This is a genomic window from Actinacidiphila epipremni (genome assembly GCF_012034175.1).
In the GTDB taxonomy this organism is placed as follows: domain Bacteria; phylum Actinomycetota; class Actinomycetes; order Streptomycetales; family Streptomycetaceae; genus Actinacidiphila; species Actinacidiphila epipremni.
On sequence record NZ_JAATEJ010000062.1, the window covers coordinates 1 to 1860 of the forward strand.

At 72.4% G+C, this 1860-nt stretch carries 2 protein-coding genes; both read left to right on the forward strand.

Features of this window, described 5'->3' with window-relative positions; genetic code table 11:
- Nucleotides 1–85: 85 nt before the first annotated feature.
- The gene (locus tag HCN08_RS34395; protein ID WP_167987300.1) at nt 86–559 is read left to right on the forward strand and encodes a CBS domain-containing protein; all 474 of its coding nucleotides are present in this window, start codon (nt 86–88) and stop codon (nt 557–559) included.
- A complete protein-coding gene (locus HCN08_RS34400) occupies nt 556–1854 on the forward strand; it encodes an ArsB/NhaD family transporter (protein WP_167987302.1) in 1299 nt (432 codons plus the stop codon). Before HCN08_RS34395 ends, HCN08_RS34400 begins: the two co-directional genes overlap by 4 nt.
- Nucleotides 1855–1860 lie beyond the last annotated feature (6 nt).

The following is a 1860-nucleotide window of genomic DNA, read 5'->3' on the forward strand; positions in this document are numbered from 1 at the left end:
GAGGACGCTCCCGGTGCCGGTCGCGGGCAGACTCTGGCCGATGCCGGGGCTGCGGTGCCCGCGGCCCGTACGAAGGAGGCCGGCGATGCGCGCGCGTGAACTCGCCGAGGAATACCCGACCGTCCCGCTGGAGAGCGACGCGCTGGAGGCGGCACGGCTGCTGGCCGCCGGGCGGCTCCCCGGCGTGCTGGTGGTCGACGGCGACGGGGCGCCGCACGCGGTGCTGCCGGCGTCCCGGCTGGTCGCGATCCTCGTGCCGCCCTATGTCGTCGAGGACCCGGCGCTCGCCGCCGTCGTCGACGAAAAGCACGCCGACCGGCTCTGCCAGGCACTGGCCGGCCGGTCCGTCGCGGACTGCCTGCCCCGCGACAAGCAGCGCCCCGCCGTGTGCGACGCCGACGACACCGCGCTGGAGGTGGCCGCCGTGATGGCCCGCGAGCGCAGCCCGCTGGTCGCGGTCGTCGACCGGGCCGGCCCGCGCCAGGCGCCCGGCAGCGCCCGCACGCTCGGCGTGATCACCGCCTCCCACCTCCTCGAACGACTCCTCAGGGTGACATGAACGACTGGCACAGCTGGGCCGCCGTGGCGATCTTCGCCGGAACCTACGCCCTGATCATCAGCGAGAAGGTCCACCGTGTCGCCGCGGCCCTGGGCGGCGCCGGCCTGATGCTGCTGGTCGGCGCGACCGACGACACCTCGGCCTTCTACTCGGTGGACTCCGGTATCGACTGGAACGTCATCTTCCTGCTGATGGGCATGATGATGATCGTCGGCGTGCTCAAACGCACGGGGCTGTTCGAGTACCTGGCGATCTGGTCGGTCAAGAAGGCCAGGGCCCGGCCGTTCCGCGTGATGGCGATGCTCATCGTCATCACCGCCTGCGCCTCCGCGCTGCTGGACAACGTCACCACCGTGCTGCTCGTCGCCCCCGTCACCCTCCTGATCTGCGAACGGCTCGCGCTGCCGGCCGCCCCGTTCCTGACCGTCGAGGTGTTCGCGTCCAACATCGGCGGCATAGCGACCCTGGTCGGTGACCCGCCGAACATCATCATCGGCAGCCGGGCGGGCCTGACCTTCAACGACTTCCTCGTCCACCTCGCGCCGCTGGCCGCCGTCCTCGTCGCCGTCCTCGTCGCCCTGGCGCGGGTGATGTTCCGCGGCGCCTTCGTCCACGACGCCGACCGGGCGGCGGAAGTGCTCGCCCTCGACGAGCGGGAGGCCGTACGCGACCCGCGGATGCTCGTCCAGGGCCTCGCCGTCCTCGCCCTGGTCATCGCCGGCTTCGTCCTGCACCCGGTGCTGCACTTCGCGCCCAGCATCGTCGCGCTGCTGGGCGCCGGGCTCCTGGTCGCGATCTCCACCGTGGAGACCGGCGAGGTCCTGGCCGAGGTCGAATGGCCCACCCTGGCCTTCTTCGCCGGCCTGTTCGTCATGATCGGCGGCCTGATCGACACCGGCGTCATCTCCCAGGTCTCCGACGCCCTCGCGAACGCCGTCGGCGACCGCGAACTCGGCGGCTCCATGCTCATGCTCGGCGCCTCCGGCATCCTGTCCGGCGTCGTCGACAACATCCCCTACGTCGCCACCATGGCCCCGGTCACCGCCGACCTCGTCCACTCGCTGGGCGGCGACGCGCACCACGTCATGTGGTGGGCGCTCGCGGCCGGCGCCGACCTCGGCGGCAACGCCACCGCCATCGGCGCCTCCGCCAACGTCGTCGTCCTCGGCATCGCCGAGCGCGCCCGCCAGCCCATCACGTTCTGGCAGTTCACCCGCTACGGCCTCGTCGTCACCGCCGCCACCCTCGCGGTGTCCGCCCTCTACCTCTGGCTGCGCTACTTCGCCCTGGCGTGAAGGCGG